This is a genomic window from Mesorhizobium sp. USDA 4413, assembly GCF_056280365.1.
The window spans coordinates 5,408,326-5,424,493 of the sequence record NZ_JBVPRP010000001.1; the positions used below are offsets into that span (position 1 = coordinate 5,408,326).

A 16,168-nucleotide genomic window follows, 5' to 3' on the forward strand; every position below is an offset into this window, starting at 1 on the left:
CCCAAAAAATCGTCGCGGCGATTAAATCAATACATTTTACACGGATGGCGAGTTCACTACGCGGGCGGACGGCCCGCTGGTTCGCAGAGGAACGCCGGCGCGGCCTCAATATTCGCGTTCGTAGAAGACGCCGCCCTTGGCTTCTCCCGCGTCGTTGGCCTCGCCGCGCAGCTTCACGCCGCGCCCGACATCGAGGTCGATCGTAGCCTTGCCGGAACCTGGCTTGTCGCCCTTCTGTATAGTCACATAGGTGCGGTCGTTGAGGTATTTGCCGGCCGAAACCGCAGTGCCGCCCTTCTCGTCCGTCGTCACGTCAAGGTCGTCGATGCCGATCGCGTTGCGCAGGTTGTCGAGCAGCGACGTCGTGCCGCCGGCGCCTGCCAATTGCGCGGCAGCGTCGGCGAGTTGGGCGATCTGCAGCGGCGAAAGATTCGACATCGAGCGGCCGAAGATAAGCTGTGCCAGCACCTCATCCTCGGGCAGCGCCGGAACAGAGGAGAAGTTGAATTTCGGGTTGGTCGCCTCGCCGGAAACCACGATCGTCACGGTGGCGCTGCTTGTCGTCGTGGTCGCCGTGAGATTGAGGTAAGGCACCAGCGATCCCTGGAACCCGACCGTACCCTCCGTGAATGTCAGCCGCTTGGCGAGGATACTTAGCCGCCCGCGCTGCAAGGTGAAGGTGCCCACGGCCTGCGGTGACGACGCCGGGCCGGTAAGTTTGAGCGATCCGCCCAGTTCGGCGTCGACGCCCCTGCCCTGGATGAAAATCTGGTTGGGCGCGTTCACTGTCAGATCGAGGGTGAGCCCGCTGCCGCTATTGCCGCCGCTGGATGTGGCCGGGTGCAACGCCTTGTCCTGTGCCCGCACGGCGCGAGGCGCATTCCTATGTTTGACGTTGAGTTCCGAAAGCGACCCCGGCAGTTTGTCCGGAACGGTGATGACCGTTCTCGCCAGGTTGATCGTGCCGGCGATCACCGGCGCGGAGACCAGCGGCCCCTTGATGGTCAGGTCGCCGCCGAGATTGGCGGTCACCACTCGCCCGTCGGTGTAGCGGCCATCGGTGAGCTTGATCGACAGATCGGCCGGGAAGCCTTGCGCCGGCGTGATGCTCACCGTGCCGCTCGCCGAGAGATTGCCGCGCGTCGAAAGCGTGCCGCTCAGCCGGTTGATCCTGGCGACGCTGCTGGCGATCGAGACGTCCGCCGCGATGTCGTTCACCGCCAGGCCGGAGCGCGCATCGATGAGGCGCGCGCCGGATGTCGTGACTTTGCCGCTGATCACCGGCGCGGATGCAGGACCACGCACCTGCACATCGACATTGGCGGTGCCGTTGAGCGCCAGACCTTGCGCGGCGAGCTTGGCGGCAAGGAAGGAAAACGGCACCTTGCCCTTGAAGTCGAGCGCCAAGGTGGGCGTGCCTGCCGTGCTCACGGTGCCGCCGCCCTTGAGGCCGAGGCCGGCGCCGTCGCTGATGTTGGCGTCGAAGGCGAGCTTGTTGCCGACAAAGGTTCCCGAGGACGACACATTCATGCCGCCCAGGCCGGCGCCGCGCGTCTGCGAGGTCTGCACGCCGGCGGCATCGATGTTGAAGGCGACCGAGGGGGTCGCCGGCGCGCCGGTGACCTTGACCGTGCCCGAGACCGAGCCGGCCGCGTCGAGACCCGGCGAGAAGCTGTTGGCGAGCGAGATCGGCACCCTCGCCAGATTGGCGTTGATGTCGAGCGCCTGCGCGACCTTTCCCGTCACCGTCGCCGTGCCGCCGCCGAGGTTGAGCACCAGCCGGTCGAGCGTCGTCACACCCGTGGCGACGGTGATCGTCGAGGCCTGCGCGATCGCGGCCTTGATGCCCTGCACGGTCGCCTGCCCAGATGCGAGCTCGACGGTCGTCGTGCCGTTGGCGACCTTCACGCGGCCGGCGGCCTTGGCCGGAATGTTCTTGACGGTAGCGCCGCCAGAAAAACCGGTCCAGTCGCCGTCGCGCTTGAGATCGACGTCGATGCCGGTGATGGCGGTGCCTCCGGAAGTCACGTTATCGGCCCGCACCGTGCCGGCGATCACTGGCGCTGCCATGTAATTCGCGACCTGCGCGTCGATCGCGACATTCCTGGCCGAGAGATCGCCGCGCTTGATCTCCGAGGTGTTCGCCTTGACCACGACATTCGGCCCGTTGGCGGTCTTGGAGAAGGCGATCGTGCCGCGCACATTGCCCTCGGCCTTTTCCAATGCCAGCGCGGCCAGCGGCCCGATATCGGGCAGGTCGAGCGAAACGGTGCCGACCGGCACGAAGGCGTCGTCGAGGGCGAGATCGCCCGATATCTTGTTCGGGCCGAGCGAGAGAAGAAGCCCGTTGATCGCGCGGCTGCCATTGGTCGTGGCGAGCACCGCACTGCCTTGCAAATTTTCCCCGGCAACATTGCCGGTGAGCTCAACATTGGCCGCCGGATTGGCGGCATCGGCCTTGCCGCTGGCCGTGAGCTTCAGCCCCGTGATCTCGCGCGCCGCCACCGAAAGCCGGTCGCTGCTCACCGTCATCGACAGGTCGGGCGCGGTGACCGGGCCTTGCGCATTCAGGGCAAAGGCGATGGCGCCCTTGGCGTCCTTCGACAGCCCTGAAACGTCGCTCAGCGCACCCCTGATGTCGGCGGCAAGCTTGCTGTCGGCAAGGCTCGCCTGCCCGTCGGCGCTGAGTGCTCCCGAATTCAGCCTCAGGCTGTCGACATTGACATTGCCATTGGCATCGCGCTTCAGCGCGGCGCTCAACTCAGCGCGCTCGCTAAGCATGCCGCGCACCGCGGCCGGCAAGGCGGAAGAAGCGACATCGGCCTTTACGTTGAGATCGACCGCGCCGTCGCCAAGCGATATCCGGCCGGCGACCTGGCTGTTGAGCGCATCGCTCTTGAAGGAGCCGCTGTTGACGGCGACGGAATCGGGTGCCAATCGACCATTGACCTTCGCCGTGACCTTGCCGGCGATCAGCGGCGCGAGCATGGGATTGTCGAGGCCGATCCTGTCCACCGACACCGTGCCCGAGACCGGACCCGCCCGAGCCTTGAGGTCGAAGGCATCCGAATGCAGCATCAGGGTGAGACCGTCCACCTTAGCCTGGCTGGCGGCAATGGACGGCAGGATGGCGGACACATCGAGCCGCGCTTGCGTGCTCTCGCCCGCCATCTTTGCCGACAAGGACTGGACCGCGATCTTGATTGGGCTTTCAGCACCGCCGACCGTCAACGGCAGGCTGGGTCCGGACGATGTGAGGTCGAGGGAGAAATCGCTGGCGCCATTCGGGTTGAGGGTGCCGGCGGCCTTGCCGGAAATCCCTTCGCCCGACAACGTGGCGTGGTCGAGGGCTACGCCGCCGGCCAGCGTGTAGATGCCGGCAGCGTCCAGATCCAGTGGCCCGAGCCCAGCCTGCCGGGTCTGGCTGGTCTCGGCGCCCGCCACTTTCACGTTGAACTGCACGTCGGGATTAGACGACGGACCCGTGACATGTGCCGTGCCTTCCACCGTTCCGGCCCCATCGAGGCCAGGCACGAAATCGTTGGCGAGCGCCACCGGGAGATTGGCGAGGTTGGCCGTGAGGTCCAAGGTCTGGCCGGCGCTGCCGGAAACCGTCGCCGAGCCGCCGCCGAGATTGAGCGCGAGCTTCTCGATGGAAGTTACGCCATTGGCGATCGAGAGGCTGGAAGGCTCGGCGATGGCCGCCTTGATGCCGCGCACCGTCGCTTCGCCGGACGTGATTTCCACGCTCGTCGTGCCGTTGGCTATCTTCACCCGCCCGGTGGCGGTCGCCGGAATCCCGGACGCTGTTGCGCCGCCGGTAAAATTGGTCCAGTCGCCGTCGCGCTTCAAATCGATGCCGATGCCGCTGATGACCGTGCTGCCGGAGGTCACGCTGTCGGCCTTGATCGTGCCTGAGATGGCCGGCCCTTTCAGGTAGTTGGCGATCAGCGCGTTGACGGTGATGGCTTTCGCCGCCAGATCGCCGCGCGCGATCGACGTGCTGGCCGCGTTGATGGTGACGGTCGGCGCCTCGCCGTCCTTGGCAAAGGCGATCGTGCCGTTGATGTCCCCGGTGGCGGCCTGATCCGCGAGTGCTGCGAGCGGTCCGATGTCGGGCACGGCGAGCGTGAGCGTGCCGAGCGGCAGCAATTTGTCGTCGAGCACGAGATCGCCCGACACCTTGTTGTCGCCGAGCGCCAGGCTGAGGCCTTTGATCGAGCGCTTGCCGTCGGCGGTCACCAGCGAGGCATCGATGTCGAGCGCCTGCCCCTCGGCATTGCCGGTCAGCGAGATTTCGGCGGTCGGATTGGCGACATCGGCCTTGCCCTTGGCCGAGAGCTTGATGTCCTTCACCGTGCGGCCGGCCGCCGTCAGGCTGGCGCTGTCGGCCGACACCGTAAAATCCGGCGCCAAGCGCGGACCGCTTGCGCTCAGCGCGAAATTGACCCTGCCCGCGAGCGGCGTGCCAGCGAGCGACGACAGCGGCGAGACGTCGCCTAATGTGCCCCTGACGCTGGCCTGGATATCCATTCCTTGCATGCTGCCTGTGCCGCTGGCGCTGAGCGAGCCGGAGCTGATCTCCAGCGAGTTGGCGGCGAACGCGCCTTGCGGATCGCGCGTGGCGGTGGCCGAGAATTTCACCCGCTCGCCAAGCAGCGAGCTGATCTGCGGCGGCAATGCCTTCGAGACGGCGTCGGCATTCATTTTCAGCGTCATCGACAGGTCGGCCAACGCCACATTTGCTGTCAGCCCGGCATTGAGCGCATCGCTGCGCAAGGTGCCTTTGTCGATGATCACGGTCTCGCGGCTGATCGTGCCGGAAAGATCCGCCGCGAGCTTGCCGGTCACCAGCGGCGCCAGCGTCGCCACATCGGTCTTCAGACCGGCGGCCGCGAGCTTGATGCTGACGGGGCCGCTAAGGGTCTCGACATCGAAGCCGTCGGAATGGATGTCGCCTGTAATATTGTTGAGCTGGGTGCCGCCGACGGCGACCGAAGTAAGCGACGTGCCGATATCGACCATCGGCGCCTTGCCGTCGCCGAAGGCACGCACCGTGGCCTTTTCGACCGCGACCAGGATCGGAACCGCGCTGTTGCCGACATCGACGGTGACGGGTTTGTCCTTGGCGGAGAGCTCGACCGCCAGGTCGCTGGCGCCCTTCGGATCGACATTGCCGGTCGCGGCGCCGTGCACGGAATCGCTCTCTATGGTGGCCTGCTCGATATCAATCCCACCCGATGCGGTCGCCGTTCCGGCCAGGTCGAAGCGCGTCTTGCCGGCAAACAGCGCCTTTATCTTCTCCGGCAGGAATCCTTCGAACTCGCCGTCTCCCTTGGCCTCGACGCGGTGGCCCTTGTCGGTGAGCTGGTGCCGGCCGGTCAGCTGGCTGACGATCCGGCCATCGACCATGAAGGTGCCGACGCCGCTCCAATTGGCCAAGGGCCCGCTGCCGGAAACGACGATGTTGACGGGCGGCGCATCCGGCAGCTTGAGCAGATTGGCGATGATGCCGCCGGCCGGCTCCGACGCCTTGAGATCGAGGTCGAGCTTGTTGTCAGCCGGCGCAAAGTGGATCTTGGCGTCGACGTTGCCTTGCTTGCCGTCATGGCGGGAAACATTGAGCACGCTTTCGAACGCCAGAGGCGACGGATCGGCCTTGAGCGAGCCCTTGGCGGCCAGCTCGGCGATGCCGCTGCCGGCAAGCTCCTGTCCCAGCGCGATCTCCGGCAGATCGATCCGCTTCACGTCGATCGACACCGGCAGGCTCGTCGAGCCGCCTTGCGATGGCTGCTGGCTCGGCTGCGGCAACCGCGCCAGCTCGATGCGCTCGGCGGCAAAACGATCGGCACTGAAATTCCTGGACAGCAGCGCCGTCGGCGACCAGTCGAGCGCCACCTTGCGCGCCACCATCCAGGGGCCGGCGCGGTCTTCCAGCACGACGTGGTCCACCCTAAGCGCACCCGACCAGATGCCTTCGATGCCGGCGACCGTGATCTTGCGGTCCTCGTTGGAGGCCATCTTCGAAATCAGGCTGGCAAGATTCTGGCGGCCGCCTTCGGTGCCGGTCAAAACGACCAGTGCGCCGATCGCCACCACCAGCGGCAGAAGCAGCGTGTAGATTAAGATGCGAAGGACGCGCCAGAAAATCTTCATTGTCAGAACGCCTGACCGATGCCGGCATAAATGCCCACATGCGGATCGCCCGGATCGCGGTTGAGCGGCACGGCCGCGTCAATGCGCAGCGGTCCGAACGGCGTAATATAGCGCAGGCCGACGCCGGCGCCGACCTTCACATTCGAGAAATCGGGAAAGGATTTGGTCGAGACCGTGCCGGCATCGACGAAGGGCACGATGCCGATCGTGTCGGTAACGCCGATGCGCATCTCGACCGAAGTTTCGAAGAAGGAGAGGCCGCCGATCGGCTGGCCGTCAATGTTCTTCGGGCCGATGCCCTGGTAGGAATAGCCGCGCACCGAGCCGCCGCCGCCGGAATAGAAGCGCCGGTCGGCCGGCACGTTCTGCAGCCCGGTGCCGACGATCGAGCCCAGCGTGGCGCGCTCGGCGAGCACGAACCGGCTTGCCGTGTCGAGCGACTGGTAGGTGTAGCCCTCGCCCTTCAGCTTCAGGAAGGTGGCGCCGTTCAATATGTCGTAGCTCGGCTCGGCATAGGCGAGGAAGCGGAACCCCCTGGTCGGGTTCAGCTTGTCGTCCCGGCTGTCGTAGACATATTGCAGCGGCACGCTGGCGATCAGATAGGTGTGCTTGCCGAAGGCGTCGGTGATCCGCGAATAATCGAGGTCGAACTCGGCCGAGACCCGCTGCTTTTTGTCGAGGTCGTAGGAGACGCCCACGTCGCCCTTGACCGAGAAATGGTCGTAGGCGTCGGGATGTTCGAAGACCGTCTTGATGCCGGTGAAGAATTTCGATGTCGGCCCGAGCACGCCCGGCTTTTCGAACATGACGCCGGCATTGTAATTGAGCGCCGAAATGCTGTTGCTGCCGATGCCGCTGATCGAGCCGTCGAAACGCAGCTTCTCGGCTTGTCCGAACAGGTTGCGATGGCCCCAATAGCCTTCGAGCCCCAGGCCTTCCGTGTTGGAGAAGGTGCCGCCCACGCCGAAGAAGCGCGGCTTGCGCTCGCTGACCTGGACATCGATCGGAATATTGCCGTTGGCGTCAAGCTTTTCGCCTTCCTTGATGGTCACGCTGTTGAAGACCTCGAGGCCGAGCAGCCTGTCGCGGGCATCGTCGATCTCCTGCGGCGAATATTGCTGGCCCCGTTTCAGCCCGGTCATGTATTCGGTGAAGTCGCGATCGACCTTTTCCGTGCCCACTACCGTCGTGTCGCCATAGCCGGCGACCGGGCCGGCGGCCACCGTCAGCGTCACGTCCAGCGTCGAGCTGGTGTGTTCGGCGACGATCTCGCGGTCGGTCACCTTGGCAAGCGGCCTGCCCTCTTCCTTCAGCGCCCGCACGATCAGCGCTTCGGCCTTGAGCACCGCGCCCGAGCCGGCGTCGCCGCCGGCGATCAGGCCGAAATCGGCTGCCGCCAACCCCGCCGCATCACCCTTCAGCCGGATGTTGCCCAACGTGAATTTCGCTCCGGGAGAAACCGTAATGACCACCGGAATGGGCTGCGGCCCCTTGAACTCGGCATCCGGCGGCAATTCGTCGATCGACTTGCCCTCGATCGTGATAGTCACCACGCCCTCGTAGCGGGCATCGGCGTAGAGGGCGGCGACGAGTTGCTCGCGGTCGCCGCGTGCCTTGGCCATCAGGCCGAGCGACCCCGACACCGGATGCTCCTCGTCGTTTTTCAGCGCCGAGGCGTTTTCCAGCCTCTTGATCAGATCCTTGTCGGCGTCAGGCGCATTGATCGTCACCGAATAGCGCAGCGGATCGACGATGTCGGCATCCTCGTCCTTGGACGAGCCCCAAAGCTTGATGCCGAAAATCTCGAAAGCCGCCGCCTGCCGCACCTCAGCGGCCAGCACCGTCGAGCAGACGAGCGCGAAAAGCAGGGCGCGCGGAAGCCCGCGCCCTGGCGCGAACCCTCCTGACATCTGCACTTCACGCGCCGGCATTAAGACAACCTAGTCGACAAAACTAAAATTGGAATGAAGTTCCGCAACGTTCGTAAAGGGGCCACAATCCAATTGTCTGAAATAGAATGGGCTTGGAATTCACACCTTTTGCGATTCCGCAAGAAAGTGTGATCCGTCTCACAGAGGTTCTGTCGAAATACCGGCCTTTGGCCGGCATGGAAACCGTTCGCGGGTGATAAACCTGCGGCGTTCCGGCGTTGACAAGCCTGCACGAAGCTTGATCATGCCCGGACGCTGGCGATGTCTGGAGGGTGGTATGGCAATGCGCGCGGCTCGTGGTCTCTCTTTCCTTCTTCTCATCTTTTTCGCCTTGGGCGGGGCGGCTTTTGCGGCCGAAGCCCGGCGAATCGTGACGACCGACAATTCCGATTATTTCGGTTTCGACCTCAGGTCGGAGCAGAATGTCAGCCTCGACCAATGCAAGACAAGCTGCCTCGGCGACCCCGCGTGCCGCGCTTTCACCTACAACACCAAGGCCAAATGGTGTTTTCTCAAATCCGACTATAACCAGTTGAAATCCTTCACCGGTGCCGTCGCCGGCAAGGTCGCGAATGTCGATGGCGACCCCGATATCGGCGCTCCGCCGGCTCTGGCCTTTTTCCCGAACTGGATGGCCGACCAGGCCCAGCAGTTCCGCAACAAGCTGACCGACCCGGCCTATGACAAGCCGACCGAGGGCCTTGCCGCCCTGCAGGCCGCCGCCGAGCAGGCATCGCTTACCGGCGACCATCGCCTCGCCATGCAGAAATACCAGGCCGCGATCTCCGTTCTGCCCGACGACGGCGCGCTCTGGCTGGCGCTGGCGCGCGAAATACTCGCCGTGGAGCCGGCGTCGAACACCACCGAACCCGCGACTTTGCCGATGAACGCCACCTCGGCAGCTTTCAACGCCTACAAGCTGGCGCGCACGGCAAAGACCCGCGCCGAGGCGTTGGCGCTGCTTGCCGCCGGCCTCGACAAGCGCGATCTCTACCGGCCTTCGCTGCAGGCCTATGAGGCGAGCCTTGCGCTGGTGAGCTCGCCCGCCGTCCAGGCCGACTATGCCGACCTCAAGGCGCGCAAGGGCTTTCGCGTCGTCGAGCACACCGTCGATGCCGATTCCTCCTCGCCGCGCATCTGCGCTCAGTTCTCCGAGGAGCTGGTCAAGACCGGCGTCGACTATTCGCAGTTCGTCACCGTCGACAACGCCGCGCCCAAGGCCGTTGAGGCCAAGGACAAGCAGATTTGCGTCGAGGGTCTTGAACACGGCCAGCATTATGACGTGACCTTCCGCGCCGGCCTGCCAGCGGCGATCGGCGAAACGATCGCCGCGCCCGTCGTGCTGTCGATCTATGTCCAGGATCGCGCCCCGTCCGCCCGCTTCACCGGCGACAGCTTCGTGCTGCCGGCAGGCGCCCGCCGCGGCATTCCGGTCGTCACCGTCAACATGAACGCCGCCAAGATGACGCTCTACCGCATCGGCGATCGTTCGCTGGCGCAGCTTCTGTCCGGCTATCAGTTCCTGCATCAGCTCGATGGCTATGACGTCTCCACCATTTCGGACCAGATGGGCGCCCCCGTCTGGTCGGGCACGCTCGATATCGCCAATGATCTCAATAAGGAGGTTACCACTTCATTCCCGGTGGATGAGGCGATCCCGCAGCGCAAGCCCGGCGTCTATGTGCTGACCGCGCAACCGGTCGACGACAAGAGCGACGATTATGGTTCGCGCGCCACGCAGTGGTTCGTCGTCTCCGACATCGGCCTTTCCACCTATACCGGCCAGGACGGCCTCAACGTTTTTGCCCGTTCGCTGGGATCGGCCAAGCCGATTTCCGGCGCCGAACTGACGCTGCTTGCCAAGAACAACGAAATCCTCGGCACCGCGACCACCGATGCCGAGGGCCACGCTGTGTTCAATCCAGGCCTGACGCGCGGCGAAAACGGCATGGTGCCGGCGGTGCTGATGGCCAAGCAGGGTGACAACGACTTCGTCTTCCTCGACATGGGCAAGGCCGGTTTCGACCTGTCGGATCGCGGCGTCGCGGGGCGTGCCTCGCCAGGCGCGCTCGACGTCTATGCCTGGACCGAGCGCGGCATCTACCGCGCCGGCGAGGATGTGCAGGTCGCCGCCCTTGCCCGCGACGGCGCGGCAAAAGCGGTCGAGAACTTGCCGCTCACCTTCATCTTCACCCGTCCCGACGGCGTCGAGAACCGTCGCATCGTCAGCAATGGCGAGTCCGCCGGCGGGCATGCCGTCGATCTGCCGCTCGAGGCAAACGCCATGCGCGGCACCTGGACGGTGTCGATCTACACCGATCCCAAGCAGGCGCCGGTCGCCAGCCAGATGTTCCTGGTCGAGGATTTCGTGCCGGATCGCATCGAATTCGATCTGACCGCCGACAAGAAGGAGATCGCCCAGGGCGGGACCGCCAACGCCACCGTCGACGGCCGCTTCCTCTATGGCGCGCCGGCCGCGGGCCTCGCCCTTGAAGGCGAGATGACACTGTCGATCACCAGTAGCTGGGACAGCTTCAAGGACTTCACTTTCGGTCTGGCCGACGAGCAGTCGAGCGAGCCGACCGTGACGCCTCTCGCCAATCTTCCGGTCGTCGGCGACGACGGCAAGGCGACCTTCCCGATCACCATCGACCAGTTGCCGGCGACCACCAAGCTGGTCAACGCCAAGGTCACCGTGCGCATGCGCGAGGCCGGCGGCCGCGCCGTCGAGCGCTCGCTCGACATCGGCGTTCGCCCGCAGCGCGACGTCATCGGCATCCGGCCGGATTTCGAAGGCGATGAGGTGCCGCAAGGCGGAACCGCCAAATTCAGCATCATCGCCGTCGACCCGAACGGCAAGCGCGAGGACCTGAAAGGCGCCCAGTGGTCGCTGGTCAAGGTCGAGCGGAATTATCAGTGGTACCGTTCAAACAATTCCTGGAACTACGAGGCGGTGAACCTCACCAAGGCGGTCGCCAATGGCGCGGTCGACCTGAAGGCCGATGGCGAGGCGACCGTGTCCCTTCCCGTCGACTGGGGCCGTTACCGGCTCGAGGTCGAGACCGCAGATCCAGATGGTCCGGCGACCAGTTATGAGTTCGACGCCGGCTGGTACGTCGCCTCGACCACAACCGAGACGCCCGACGGCCTGGAGATCGCGCTCGACAAGGACACTTACGCTGCCGGCGAGGTCGCCAGGCTGAAGGTCTCGCCGCATTTTGCCGGCGAATTGCTGGTCACCATCGGCGCCGAGAAGCTGTTGAAGACGGTTACCGCTTCCGTGCCCGCCGGCGGCGGCACCGTCGACATCCCTGTCGGCGACGACTGGGGCGCCGGCGCCTATGTCACGGCGACTTTGTTCCGGCCCGGCGACGCGCAGGAATCGCGCATGCCGGCCCGCGCCATCGGCGTCAAATGGCTGTCGGTCGATCCGGGCTCGAAGAAGCTGGCGGTCACGCTGACACCGCCGGAAAAGACCGTGCCGCGCCAGCAGCTCTCGATCCCCGTTGCGGTGAACGGCGCTCAGGCTGGCACCAACGCCTATGTGATGGTGGCGGCCGTCGATGTCGGCATCCTCAACCTCACCAATTACAAGGCGCCGGATCCGGAGGACTGGTTCTTCGGCCAGCGCATGCTGGGGCTTGAGATCCGCGACCTCTATGGCCGTCTGATCGACGGCTCGCTCGGCACCATGGGCAAGATACGCACCGGCGGTGACGGGGCGAACATGCAGGCGCAGGGCAGCCCACCGACCGAAAAGCTGGTCGCCTTCTTCTCCGGCCCGGTCGAGCTCGATGCCAATGCCAAGGCCCGCATTGACTTCGACATCCCGCAGTTCAACGGCACCGTGCGCGTCATGGCGGTCGCCTGGACCAAGGATGCCGTCGGCCATGCTGAGACCGACGTCATCGTGCGCGATCCGGTGGTGATTACCGCCGGCCTGCCGCGCTTCCTGGCGCCGGGCGATGCCGCGACCATGCGCCTCGATATCGCCGATACCGATGGCCCGGCCGGCGATTACGCCCTGTCTGTCACCACGACCGGCGATCTTTCGACCGGCGACAAGCCCCTGCCCGAGAAGCTGACGCTCGCCCAGGGCAAGCGCCAGTCGCTCAGCTTCCCGCTGGTCGCGAAGACCGCGGGCGACGCCTCGGTCACGGTCAAGCTCGCGCATACCGACGGTACGGAGGTCGAGCAGACGCTCCATCTGCCGGTGCGTCCGGCCCAGCTTCCGGTCACCAACCGCATGGTTGTCGACCTGAAGCCCCATGGCGGCTCGCTGCGGGTCGATAAGGAGCTGCTGGCCGCCAGCGTGCTCGACGGCGCTTCGGTCAGTGTCGGCGTTTCGCAGTCCTCCGCACTCGACGTGCCGTCGCTCCTGATGTCGCTCGACCGCTATCCCTATGGCTGCGCCGAGCAGACGACAAGCCGCGCCATGCCGCTGCTCTATGTCAACGACATGGCCAAGAGCATCGGCATGGAGAACGACCCCGACCTGCATGGCCGCATCCAGGATGCGATCTACAAGGTGCTGTCCTACCAGTCGTCAAGCGGCAGTTTCGGCCTCTGGGGGCCGGGCTCCGGCGATCTGTGGCTCGACGCCTACGTCACCGAGTTCCTGACCCGGGCGCGCGAGGAGAAATACGATGTGCCGGCGCTGGCGATGAACCAGGCGCTCAACAACCTGCAGAACTCGCTCGGCTACGACCAGGACGTCCAGGATAAGGGCAGCGAGATCGCCTATGCGCTCTACGTGCTTGCCCGCAACAAGAAGGCTTCGATCGGCGACCTGCGTTATTACGCGGATACGCAGCTCGAAGCTTTCTCCAGCCCGATGGCCGTCGCTCAGTTGGCGGCGAGCTTGGCACTCTACGGCGACACGCAGCGTTCGGAAGCCACCTTCCAGACGGCGCTCAGGCTGGCGCAGTCGCAGACCGACTACGACTACTTCCGCTCGGACTATGGCTCGCGGCTGCGTGACGGCGCGGCGATGCTGGCGCTGGCGGCGGAATCGAAGCCGGTGCCCAGCATCATGCCGCAGCTGATCAAGCTCGTGGGCGTGGCACGCGCCGATGCCCGCTGGACGAGCACGCAGGACGAATCCTGGATGCTGCTTGCCGCGCGGGCGCTGAAGGAAGGCAATGATTCCATCACGCTTTCCGTCAACGGCGCGCCGCATTCGGGCGGCTATTCCGACCAGATCGCCGGCAGCAGCCTCGTCGACAGCCCGCTCACCATCGCCAACACCGGCGCGACGCCGCTGCAGGCGGTGGTCACGGCGGTCGCCGCGCCGGTCGAGCCGTTGCCCGCCGGCGGCGACGGCTTCACCATCGATCGCACCTACTACAAGCTCGACGGCACCGAGGCCAACGTCACCGAAGCCAAGCAGAACGAGCGCTATGTGGTCGTGCTCAAGGTCTATGAGCAAAACAAATGGCCGTCGCGGCTCCTGATCACCGATCTGTTGCCGGCCGGCTTCGAGATCGACAATCCGAGCCTGGTTTCCAGTGCGCAATTGTCGAACTTCTCCTGGCTGGCGCAGACCGACGCCGCGCATCTGGAGTTCCGCGACGACCGCTTCGTCGCCGCCTTCAACCCCAATGAAGGCGACGGCGACCGCAACATCACGCTGGCCTATGTCGTTCGCGCTGTAACCCCGGGCACCTACGCCCATCCGGCGGCGACGGTGGAGGACATGTACCGGCCGCAATACTCGGCCCGCACCGCCACCGGCGTGATGGAGGTGAAGTCGGAATAATTTCGCCGATGGCAGGAAAATGAAGATGGCGACGGCGCTGCCCCTCATCCGCCTACCGGCACCTTCTCCCCGTATAATGACGGGGAGAAGGGGATTGTTGCGATCGTCGGCACCTATTCTGCAGGGTTGGAAATTGGCGAAAGCCTCTGCGCAGGCCCCTTTCTCCCCGTCACTATACGGGGAGAAATGCCCGGCAGGGCAATGAGGGGCAGCGCCATGCTCTCCAGAAAATTCCTCAGACGCACCGCGATTGCAGGCATCTCGCTTGCTTGCGTTGCGGCCGCATCGATCGCCGCGCTCTGGGAACTCGACCGCGCCTTCCCGCCGCCGCTGCCGGCAAAGCTGACGGTCTCCACCGAGGTCCAGGACCGCGACGGCCAGTTGCTGCGCGCCTTCGCCACCCCGGACGGCTACTGGCGGCTCGATACCCGGCTCGACCAGGTCGACAGGCAGTTCGTCGACATGCTGGTCGCTTATGAAGACAAGCGCTTCTGGGACCATCGCGGCGTCGACGTCCTGGCGCTGTGCCGCGCCGCCGGCCAGCTCGTCACCAGCGGTCACATCGTCTCCGGCGGCTCAACCTTGTCGATGCAGCTTGCCCGGCTGATCGAGCCGCGTGATAGCCGCAGTATCGGCTCCAAGCTCAAGCAGATGCTGCGCGCCATCCAGATCGAGCGGCGTCTGTCCAAGCAGGAAATCCTTGAGCGCTACCTGACGCTGGCGCCCTATGGCGGCAATCTCGAAGGCGTACGCGCCGCGTCGCTCGCCTATTTCGGCAAGGAGCCGAAGCGGCTGACTGTCTCGGAGGCAGCCCTTCTGGTCGCGCTGCCGCAATTGCCGGAAAGGCGCCGGCCCGACCGCAATCTCGGCATCGCCCATAGCGCGCGCGACCGCGTGCTCACCCGCATGGTCTCGGCCGGCCTGCTCGGCGAACGCGAAGCCGCGCGCGCCGCGCTGGACGATGTTTCCGGCCTGCGCAGAAAATTGCCGGCACTGGCCGCGCATGCCTCCTATGCCATGCTGCCCAAAGCCGTGCCCGGCAAGCCGCTGCAGCTCACCATTCGCAAAAGCGTGCAGCAAGGGCTGGAACAGGTGGCAAAGGATGCCGCCAGGAAGCTCGGGCCGAAACTTTCCGTCGCCATGGTCATGGCCGATGCGCGCACCGGCGACATTCTCGGCGAGGTCGGCTCCGCCAATTTCTTCGACGCCAGCCGCTCCGGCTGGATCGATATGACCAAGGTGGTGCGCTCACCCGGCTCGACGCTGAAGCCTTTCATCTACGGGCTTGCCTTCGAGCAGGGACTGGTGGCGCAGGAAACCATTATCGAGGACAGTCCTGCCGATTTCGGCGGCTACCGTCCGAAGAATTTCGACATGGGCTACCAGGGCGATGTCTCGATCCGCCAGGCGCTGCAATTGTCGCTCAACGTGCCGGCGATCCGCGTGCTCGACGCGGTCGGCCCGGCACGGCTGACGGCGCGTTTCCGCCAGGCCGGCGTCAACCCGATCCTGCCGGTCAACGAGGCGCCCGGCCTGGCGATCGGACTAGGCGGCGTCGGCGTGACCTTGCGCGACCTGGTGCAGCTCTATACGGGGCTCGCCAATGGCGGCAAGACGCACACGCTGCATGACGGCACCGAGCCGGCCAATGCGGAGCGCACCACCGCCACCATCCTCGATGACCAGGCGGCTTGGCAGATCAACGACATCCTGTCCGGCGTGAAGCCGCCTGAAGGCGCCATGCAGCGCGGCATCGCCTACAAGACCGGCACGTCCTACGGCTATCGCGATGCCTGGTCCGTCGGCTTCGACGGCCGCTACGTGCTGGGTGTGTGGGTCGGCCGCGCCGATGCCAGCCCCGTCCCCGGCCTGTCGGGCTATGTCTCGGCGGCGCCCATTCTGTTCGAAGGCTTCGTCCGTTCCGGCCTTGCCAGCGTGCCGCTGCCCAGCCGGCCGCCGGGTGTCTTCAACCCCAAGCGCGAGGAATTGCCGGTAACGCTTGCCCGCTTCGGCGCCGGATCGGACGGGCTGGTGCAGGCGATCGCCACCGAGCCCGCGCCGACCATCATCTTCCCGCCCAATGGCGCGCGCGTGGATCTCGGCACCAATTCGGCCGAGGCCACGCCGCTGGTGCTGAAGCTGCAGGGCGGCCGGGCGCCGTTCCGCTGGCTCGCCAACGGCAAGCCGCTCGCAGGCATCGACCGCCGCCGCACGGCCACCTGGCAACCGGACGGCACCGGCTATTCGACGCTGACCGTGATCGACGCCGCCGGCCGCGCGGCAAGCGTGAAGGTGTTCGTTGAGTAGAACGCGGCAAGCGATT

General features: G+C 65.5%; 4 protein-coding genes. 2 read left to right on the forward strand and 2 right to left on the reverse strand.

The window, feature by feature from the left end; genetic code table 11:
* Positions 1 to 105: 105 nt before the first annotated feature.
* Both ACVMIM_RS26495 and ACVMIM_RS26500 read right to left on the reverse strand, forming a co-directional pair.
* Positions 106 to 6,156 carry a translocation/assembly module TamB domain-containing protein gene (locus tag ACVMIM_RS26495; protein WP_476115481.1) on the reverse strand — a complete coding sequence of 2,017 codons (6,051 nt, stop codon included), beginning with the start codon at positions 6,154 to 6,156 and terminating at the stop codon, positions 106 to 108.
* Between the two features lie 2 nt (positions 6,157 to 6,158).
* Positions 6,159 to 8,087, reverse strand: a complete 1,929-nt coding sequence (locus ACVMIM_RS26500; protein ID WP_476115483.1) for an autotransporter assembly complex protein TamA — start codon at positions 8,085 to 8,087, stop codon at positions 6,159 to 6,161.
* Positions 8,088 to 8,364: 277 nt separating this feature from the next.
* On the opposite strand from ACVMIM_RS26500, the gene ACVMIM_RS26505 reads away from it, so the two are divergent.
* Both ACVMIM_RS26505 and pbpC read left to right on the forward strand, forming a co-directional pair.
* Positions 8,365 to 13,845 carry an alpha-2-macroglobulin family protein gene (locus ACVMIM_RS26505; RefSeq protein WP_476115485.1) on the forward strand — a complete coding sequence of 1,827 codons (5,481 nt, stop codon included), beginning with the start codon at positions 8,365 to 8,367 and terminating at the stop codon, positions 13,843 to 13,845.
* 216 nt (positions 13,846 to 14,061) lie between these two features.
* A complete protein-coding gene (gene pbpC, locus ACVMIM_RS26510; RefSeq protein ID WP_476115487.1) occupies positions 14,062 to 16,152 on the forward strand; it encodes a penicillin-binding protein 1C in 2,091 nt (696 codons plus the stop codon).
* The last annotated feature ends 16 nt before the right edge of the window (positions 16,153 to 16,168 follow it).